This window comes from Finegoldia magna (assembly GCF_018371055.1).
Lineage (GTDB): Bacteria > Bacillota > Clostridia > Tissierellales > Peptoniphilaceae > Finegoldia > Finegoldia magna_I.
In genome coordinates this window covers 1-7,974 of the sequence record NZ_JAGYZD010000063.1, presented here as the reverse complement: position 1 = coordinate 7,974, position 7,974 = coordinate 1, and the positions used below count along the sequence as shown (strand labels likewise).

The following is a 7,974-nucleotide window of genomic DNA, read 5'->3' as shown; positions in this document are numbered from 1 at the left end:
GGTTAACGTACTAGAAAATGAAAAGCCAAATATTGACGACAGTGTTGACAAGGATGTCAAAGTTCAAAGTATTATTATGTATCCTTCATATAAAAAAGCAAAAGTCGGCGACAAATTTAGAATTGATACTAGAATATTACCTGCAAATGCCAAAAATCGCGATATAACTTGGGAAAGTTCTGATGAAAACATCGCATCGGTAGATAACGCTATGGTTGTGTGCAACAATCCAGGTAAAGTTAAAATATTCGCCAAATCAAAAGACGGTTCAAACGTTTCAAACTTTGCTGTAATTTATGTAGAAGGTGACAGTCCAGAAAGCAAGATGGCAGTAAATATTAAATCCAATGTCTACAGAAATTCAATTTCTATTGGTAATACTAATAATATTTCCGCTATAGTTACAGATTCAAGCAAACGAAACATTAAAGATGCAAAAGTTAAATTTACGATTAACAAACCATCTAAGAAATTAATAGAAAAAGAATTGACTACAAACTATCGTGGACAATCTATACTATATTTAAAAGCTGACGAATTAGATGAAGCTGGAACTTATAATGTAAATATTACAGCGACAGATTCAAAAGGAAATACCAACGAAGATAATGTAAGTTTTGAAGTGAAAGATAACAGAGCAACTTTTGATACTAAAGTTGATTTGGACAGTACAGAAATCAAATTGAATCAAAATTCTATGATAACTGTAACTTGCAAGACTAATACAAGAAGAATTTCAGGTGCTGATGTAGTATTAAGCATCACTGATGAGAATGACAATAAACAAGAAAAAAGATTTAAGACTGATAGCTACGGTAATTGTTACTACACATTCAGACCAAAAGCTAAAGGAAGATACTACATTGAAGCCACAGTTTCAAAAACCGGATACAAAAATTCTTCAGCAAACAAAACTCTCATTGTTACAGAATCAGAAAACAAACCTGAAACAAAACAAACTGTTAAGTTGAAGTTCGAAACAGACAAAAAGTCATACAATCTTAATGATACAGCGAACATTAAAATATTTGCTACAGATGAAAACGACAAGAAAATTGCTAATTTAAAATTAAATATTAGAATTAGAAATCAAAAAGGATTTGACCAAACAATTACAAAAACGACTGATTCAAATGGTGTCGCAACAATGTTTATAAAACAACAAACTGCGACATCACCAACAGATTTCACAGCAAAAGCTTGGTGTGAATCAAATCCAAACACTTCATTTGATTTCAAGGTTTCATTTGGTAGTTCAGATAAACTTCAAATCAATTCAATCTACAGTCCTTATAATTTATACAGCAAATATAACAACAACTATGTAATTCACAATTACATTAGAAATATCAGATAAAATTAACGCCCTTTATCGTATGATAAAGGGCGTTTGTTTTAGTTATTCAAGTAATTTTTCAAGAATTCTTTAACTCTTTCGTGTTTTGGATTTGTGAACATTGTTTTTGGATCTGTATCTTCAATGATGTAGCCTTCATTCATGAAACAAACTCTTGTGGACACATCTCTAGCGAATTGCATCTCATGTGTCACGACTACCATCGTCATCCCCGTTTCTGCAAGTTTTGACATTACTTGCAATACGTCGTTAACCATCTCAGGATCCAATGCAGATGTTGGTTCGTCGAACAATAAAACTTCTGGATTCATGCACAATGCTCTTGCAATGGCAACTCTTTGTTTTTGTCCACCTGATAGCATACTTGGTTTCTTGTGTGAATGGTCGATCATTCCTACAAGTTCCAAATATTTCTTAGCTTCTTTAACTGCCGATACCTTGTCTCTTTTCAAAACTTTGATCTGAGCGACAGTGCAATTATCCATTACACTCATATTTTCAAACAAATAAAATTGTTGAAATACCATACCTACTTTGGATCTGAATTTGTTTTGATTAAATTTGGAAGAAAGTATGGATTCTCCATGATACAAAATATCTCCACCAGTTGGTTTTTCTAGAAGATTAATACATCTTAGCATAGTAGACTTACCAGAACCAGATGATCCTATAATAGATAGAACTTCACCTTTTGATATCGTGAAGTTGATATCTTTTAGAACTTCTACTCCGTTGTAACTTTTTTTCAAATGTTGTAACTCTATTATTTTATTTTCCATTGAACATTCCTCCAGTTGTAGCTTCCATTACGTATTCTCTGTTATTAGATTTCTTTTCAATAAATAATAAAAGTCTTGTCAAAGAGAATGTCAACACGAAATAGATAACGCAAGTAACTGCGTACGTTTCAAATATATTATAAGTTGATCCTGCAATTGATTTGGATACGAAGAATAATTCTGTAACACTGATTACGTTCAATACTGATGTATCTTTGATGTTGATTACAAACTCATTTCCGATAGAAGGCAAGATGTTTTTGATTGCTTGTGGCAAGATTACATTAATCATTGATTGTCCGTGTGTCATTCCCAAAGCCTTACAAGCTTCCATTTGTCCGACATCGACAGAATTAATTCCACCACGTACAACTTCTGACAAATAAGCTCCAGTGTTGACACTTACAATGAACAAAGCTGCACTAATTGGCGCCATATCAATTCCAAGATATAATTTGGCTCCAAAATAAATCAACATTGATTGTACCATCATTGGTGTCCCTCTGAATATTTCAACATAACAAGCTAAAATGAAATTAATGACTTTGTGAAGATAATAAGTGAACTTATTTTTATCTTTGTCTAATTTCATATTTCTAATAACTGCCACCAATATGCCAATTAAAAATCCTACAATTGTCGATACACTGGCGATGAACAACGTCATCAATGCACCTTTTAAGAAAAGCGATCCATATTCATTGAATATGCTTTTTACTTTTGATAAGAATCCTTGTGGTTGGTCTTTTTCCACGTTCAATCTTACCATTTCTTGCATCAACTTATCTCTTTCTTCTGGACTGATTTTTTTCAAAGCTTCGTTGATTTTTTTGGTCAAATCAGAATTTTTCTTCACCCCGATTGCAATTGAAGTATCTTCTGCTGATGTTTCAAATCCTGAACCTTTTTCAAATTCAATGTATGAAAGCTCAGCATTAGATGCTTCTGCACTCAAAGCTTGTGGTTTTTCTGAAACATATCCGTCTATCTTCTCTGCTAAAACTGCAGACAGCATTGATGGAAAACTTTCTATTGCAGGTAGTTTGTCACAATCCTTAATTTGATCGATTACTGAATAATGGAATGTGTTCAATTGACCAGTGATTTTAAAACCCTTTAAATCATTTAATGATTTTGCATTGATGTATTTACTATCTTTTTTAGTTACGATTACCAAATCAGAACTATAATAAGTATCTGAGAAATCAATTTGTTCTTTTCTTTCTTTTGTTGGGCTCATACCTGCAATTATCGCATCAACTTTTCCGCTCATAACTGCTGGTGCAAGTCCGTCCCATTCCATTTTTACTACAACTAATTTCTTGCCCAAACTATCGGCAATCTTCTTAGCTATTTGCAAATCGTATCCGTTTGCATATTCCCCTTTGCTATTTTCAATAGGATAAGCACCATTTGCGTCTGTCGATTGAGACCAGTTAAACGGCGCATAGTTTGCCTCCATTCCGATTACAAATGTATCTTTTTCGGCAAAAGATTCGGTGTCAATGAAAACAAACATCATCATTAGTATCATAACTACGCTGATGAGTTTTCTGGTAAAGTTTTTCATTTACTCCCCCTTTTAATATTCGATATCCATTAAATACAATCCACAAGGCTCAATCGTGATACCTGCAGATTGTCTGTCTTTATTTTCCAAAGCATTTTTAAGCCATTCTATGCTTTTTCTTCCTCTGGCTACATCAACCATGCTTCCAACCAAAATTCTAACCATATTTCTAAGAAAACTTTCCGCCTTAAATGTGAATACAAAATCATCATCAATTTTTTCTATTGTAATTTCATCAATAGTTCTAATTGGATTGGTATCTTCTTCCAAATCATTAACGAATGATGTGAAATCATGTTTTCCAATTAGCATATCTCTGCATTTTAGTAACAAATCAAAATCTAAGTAGTATTTTCTGTGACCTTTATAATCATTAAACCAAGGCTCCATATAGTATTTGTTACATAAAATGTATTTGTATGTTTTTGATTTCGCACTAAATCTCGCATGAAAATCCAAATCCACTTCTTCAGATTTCACTATGACAATTGAATCACTCGTGAAGTGGTTGACTCCCATTAGAAATTGATTCGCGGAAATATCTGTGTCAACAATGAAGTTACACACTTGACCTTTTGCATGAACTCCTTTATCAGTTCTTCCAGCTCCATTGATTTTCACTGGTTGATTAACCATTTTTGTCACTGCTTTTTCTATTTCTAATTGTACGGATGGCAAATCATTCAGCTTCTGCCATCCGTAAAATTTTGAACCATCATATTGAACTGTTAATTTGATATTTTTCATATTATTCTACTCACGATAATTAAAATGAATAATAATATAATAACTCTATAAGCTATGAAATCTCGTTTTTGATATGATAATTCGTTAAGCCTTGTCCTTCCTTCTCCACCGCGATAACATCTGGCTTCCATTGCAACTGCAAGTTCTCCTGCAATCTTCAAAGCATTTATAAACAATGGAACTAGAAGTGGTACGAGATTTTTCGCTCTTTTGATTATATTTCCCGATTCAAAATCTGCTCCTCTAGCCATTTGAGCTTTCATTATTTTATCTGTTTCTTCAAATAATGTCGGAATAAATCTAAGAGCTATGGTCATCATCATAGCAAATTGATGAGCAGGAAATCCAAATTTAGCAAATGGATGCAGCATTTTTTCCATAGCATCAGTTAATTCAATTGGTGATGTTGTCAATGTCAATAAACTTGTTCCTAAAACCAAAAATATCAACCTAAATGCCATAAAAAATCCCAAATTCAATCCAGCTTTTGTAACAGTAAATATTTTCCATTTCCACACAACTTCACCTGGTGTCATTAATACGTTAAGTATGAATGTCAACAAGATAATTGGAAGAAGTGGTTTAACTCCTTTGAATACAAAATTTGGTTTTATTTTTGAAATTTTGATTATAGCTATTAGGAACACCAATACAGGTGCGTATACCCAAAGTTTACTTATAAGAAATATCGCAATAATATATAAAAATACAAATGTTACTTTGACTCTTGGATCAAGCTTATGAATAATACTATCAGTTGCAAAATATTGACCAATTGTTATATCTTTTATCATGATTTTGCCTCCATAGCTTTTTTGATGCTTTCATAAGCTTGTTCAACATTCAAGCAATCCGTTTTTACATCTAATCCTTTTTCTTTCAATCTCCTCACAACTTGTGTAGATTGTGGAATGCTAAGTCCAATCTCCTTTAGCTCTTTTTCTTTGCTAAATACAACTTCCGGCTTATCGTCCATAAAGATTTGACTTTTGTCGATAACAATTACTCTGTTACAAAGTTTTGCGATATCTTCCATGCTATGACTTACCAAAATAACTGTCATGTCTTCTCTCTCAAAAAGTTGTTTTATTTGATTTAAAATCATATCGCGTCCCAATGGATCAAGCCCTGCAGTCGGTTCATCTAGTACTAAAAATTTTGGTTTCATCGCCAAAACACCGGCAATTGCTACCCTTCTTTTTTGTCCGCCAGATAATTCAAATGGTGATTTTTCTTTCATGTGTTCAACATCTAATCCAACGGCATCACAAGCCCACTCTACACGCTCTTTAATTTCTTCATCTGTAAGCCCCAAATTTTTCGGACCAAATTCAATGTCTTTGTAGCAAGTTTCTTCAAACAGTTGATATTCTGGATATTGAAATACTAGTCCAACATTTTTCCTTATATCTGTTTTTACTTTTGTTTTTGTTGATATTCCGTCGACTAATACATCTCCATCTGTCGGTTCTAATAATCCATTCAAATGTTGTGCTAATGTTGATTTACCGCTTCCAGTGTGTCCTATTATTCCAATAAATTCTCCAAGATTTATCTCTAAATTGATATCTTTGAGAGCAACTTTTTCAAACGGATTTGATTTGTTATAAATATGTTCTAAATTTTTGCATTCTATCTTCATATCTATCACCTAACATTCTCCCAAAGCTTCAACGAGTTCGTCTACAGTAAGGACATCACATCTTACATTTATATTTGATTTATTTAAAAGGTAGCTGATTTCAGTAGGCTCTGGAACATCAAGTCCTATTTCTTTCATTTGTTCTACATTTGAGAAAACTTCCCTTGGCGTTCCTTCAAGCACTACATCTCCCTCATTTATTACGATTATTCTGTCAGCATTTACACATTCTTCCATGTAGTGAGTAATGTGGATTATAGTTTTGCCCATTTCTCTTAATTTTAACACAGTATCTAATATGTCTTTTCTTCCTTGAGGATCGAGCATTGCCGTTGGCTCATCCATTAACAAACACTTAGGATTCATCGCTAGTATTCCAGCAATTGCAATTCTTTGTTTTTGACCTCCAGATAATAGCGCTGGTGAGTGTCTCTTGTACTCACTCATTCCCACAAGTTCAAGGCATTCATCTACTCTCTTGCGAAGTTCTTCTCTTGGTACTCCCAAATTTTCAGGACCAAAAGCAACGTCCTCTTCGACGATTGTCGCTACCAATTGGTTGTCAGGATTTTGGAATACCATCCCACACATTTCACGAATATCCCACAAGCTATCGTCATCTTTTGTGTTCATGTTTCCAACTAAAATATCACCTTCTGTTGGAATGTATTGAGCGTTGATGAGTTTTGCTAGTGTAGATTTTCCAGACCCGTTGTGGCCTAATACGCAGATGAATTCTCCCTCTTTAATATCTATGTTTAAGTTTTTTAATACTTTTTTTGATGAACCTTCATATTGAAAACTTAAGTTTTTTATTTCTATGATGTTTGTATCTTTTTTCATCAAAACTCCTCAATTTTATAAAAAAAGGGATGCAAATTTACATCCCTTAATTCTTAAATATTATTTATCTTCATCTTGTAATGATTCGTAGTTTCCAGATTTTACTGTAGATTCTTCCGCTTCTTCAGAATCATTTAATTGTTGTGCTTTTTCAGCTTCAATCATATCTTCTTCAGCTTTACCGTCATAATCTACTTCAATTCTGTCATATTTTGCTATTCCTGTACCGGCAGGTATTAGTTTACCAATTATTACATTTTCTTTTAAGCCTATTAAGTGATCAACTTTTCCTTTAATAGATGTTTCTGTTAATACTCTTGTAGTTTCTTGGAATGATGCTGCAGATAAGAAACTTTCAGTTGCAAGTGATGCTTTTGTGATACCCATTAATGAATGAGTTCCTGTTGCAGGAGTTTTTCCTTCTTTGACAAGTTGTTCATTTGTCATCTTGAAATCTCTAGCATCTACTACGCTGCCTGATAAGAATCCAGAATCTCCGCTTTCTTCAACTTTGATTTTGCTCATCATTTGTCTGATTATAATTTCGATGTGCTTATCGTCAATGTCTACACCTTGTAGTCTGTAAACTTTTTGAACTTCTCTAATTATATAATCACGAACACCTTCAGCTCCGTTAACTCTAAGAATATCTTGTGGATTGATGGAACCTTCTGTTAATGGTTCTCCCTTTTCAACATGATCTCCGTCGTTAACTCTAATGTGAGCACCGTAAGGAATTTGATAAACTTTTTCTTCGCCATCTTCAGCAGTTACGATAACATCATTTCTCTTTTTGTTTTCTTGAATTTTAACTGTACCTTCTATTTCAGTGATATAAGCAAGTCCTTTTGGTTTACGAGCTTCAAATAATTCTTCAACTCTAGGAAGACCTGATGTGATTCCTACTCCGGCGATACCACCTGAGTGGAAAGTTCTCATTGTCAATTGTGTACCCGGTTCACCGATAGATTGTGCAGCAATTATACCAACTGCTTCACCAATGTTTACAGGCTTACCAGTAGCTAAGTTTCTACCG

At 33.5% G+C, this 7,974-nt stretch carries 7 protein-coding genes and 1 pseudogene; 1 reads left to right on the top strand and 7 read right to left on the bottom strand.

The window, feature by feature from the left end; translation table 11 throughout:
- Window positions 1-1,357 (top strand): Ig-like domain-containing protein (locus tag KHW44_RS04075; RefSeq protein WP_304066294.1); only part of this gene is annotated, 1,357 nt, incomplete at its 5' end.
- A 38-nt stretch (window positions 1,358-1,395) separates the two neighbouring features.
- On the opposite strand, the gene KHW44_RS04070 is transcribed toward KHW44_RS04075, so the two are convergent.
- From KHW44_RS04070 to KHW44_RS04040, 7 genes and pseudogenes are all read right to left on the bottom strand, one after another.
- Complete coding sequence (locus KHW44_RS04070; protein WP_002835005.1) at window positions 1,396-2,136, bottom strand: amino acid ABC transporter ATP-binding protein; 741 nt, start codon at window positions 2,134-2,136, stop codon at window positions 1,396-1,398.
- Entirely contained in the window at window positions 2,126-3,706 is a 1,581-nt protein-coding gene (locus KHW44_RS04065) for an ABC transporter permease subunit (protein WP_304066291.1), read from the bottom strand. The genes KHW44_RS04070 and KHW44_RS04065 overlap by 11 nt, the downstream gene beginning before the upstream one ends.
- Before the next feature lie 12 nt (window positions 3,707-3,718).
- Window positions 3,719-4,453, bottom strand: a complete 735-nt coding sequence (truA, locus tag KHW44_RS04060; protein ID WP_002835007.1) for a tRNA pseudouridine(38-40) synthase TruA — start codon at window positions 4,451-4,453, stop codon at window positions 3,719-3,721.
- Window positions 4,450-5,247 (bottom strand): energy-coupling factor transporter transmembrane component T, encoded by a 798-nt coding sequence (locus KHW44_RS04055; protein WP_304066286.1) that lies wholly within the window; start codon window positions 5,245-5,247, stop codon window positions 4,450-4,452. The genes truA and KHW44_RS04055 overlap by 4 nt, the downstream gene beginning before the upstream one ends.
- Entirely contained in the window at window positions 5,244-6,095 is an 852-nt protein-coding gene (locus KHW44_RS04050; RefSeq protein ID WP_035109070.1) for an energy-coupling factor transporter ATPase, read from the bottom strand. The genes KHW44_RS04055 and KHW44_RS04050 overlap by 4 nt, the downstream gene beginning before the upstream one ends.
- A 9-nt stretch (window positions 6,096-6,104) precedes the next feature.
- Window positions 6,105-6,938: an energy-coupling factor transporter ATPase gene (locus KHW44_RS04045; RefSeq protein ID WP_002835011.1), complete on the bottom strand. Its 834-nt coding sequence runs from the start codon at window positions 6,936-6,938 to the stop codon at window positions 6,105-6,107.
- A 60-nt stretch (window positions 6,939-6,998) separates the two neighbouring features.
- Window positions 6,999-7,974: pseudogene (locus KHW44_RS04040) on the bottom strand (DNA-directed RNA polymerase subunit beta'); the annotation flags it as partial.

Bases quoted from the DNA above. Each gene is read 5' to 3' on its own strand.
- KHW44_RS04070 (WP_002835005.1), bottom strand. From the start codon at position 2,136: ATGGAAAATAAAATAATAGAGTTACAACATTTGAAAAAAAGTTACAAC.
- KHW44_RS04055 (WP_304066286.1), bottom strand. From the start codon at position 5,247: ATGATAAAAGATATAACAATTGGTCAATATTTTGCAACTGATAGTATT.
- KHW44_RS04065 (WP_304066291.1), bottom strand. From the start codon at position 3,706: ATGAAAAACTTTACCAGAAAACTCATCAGCGTAGTTATGATACTAATG.
- truA (WP_002835007.1), bottom strand. From the start codon at position 4,453: ATGAAAAATATCAAATTAACAGTTCAATATGATGGTTCAAAATTTTAC.
- KHW44_RS04045 (WP_002835011.1), bottom strand. From the start codon at position 6,938: ATGAAAAAAGATACAAACATCATAGAAATAAAAAACTTAAGTTTTCAA.
- KHW44_RS04050 (WP_035109070.1), bottom strand. From the start codon at position 6,095: ATGAAGATAGAATGCAAAAATTTAGAACATATTTATAACAAATCAAAT.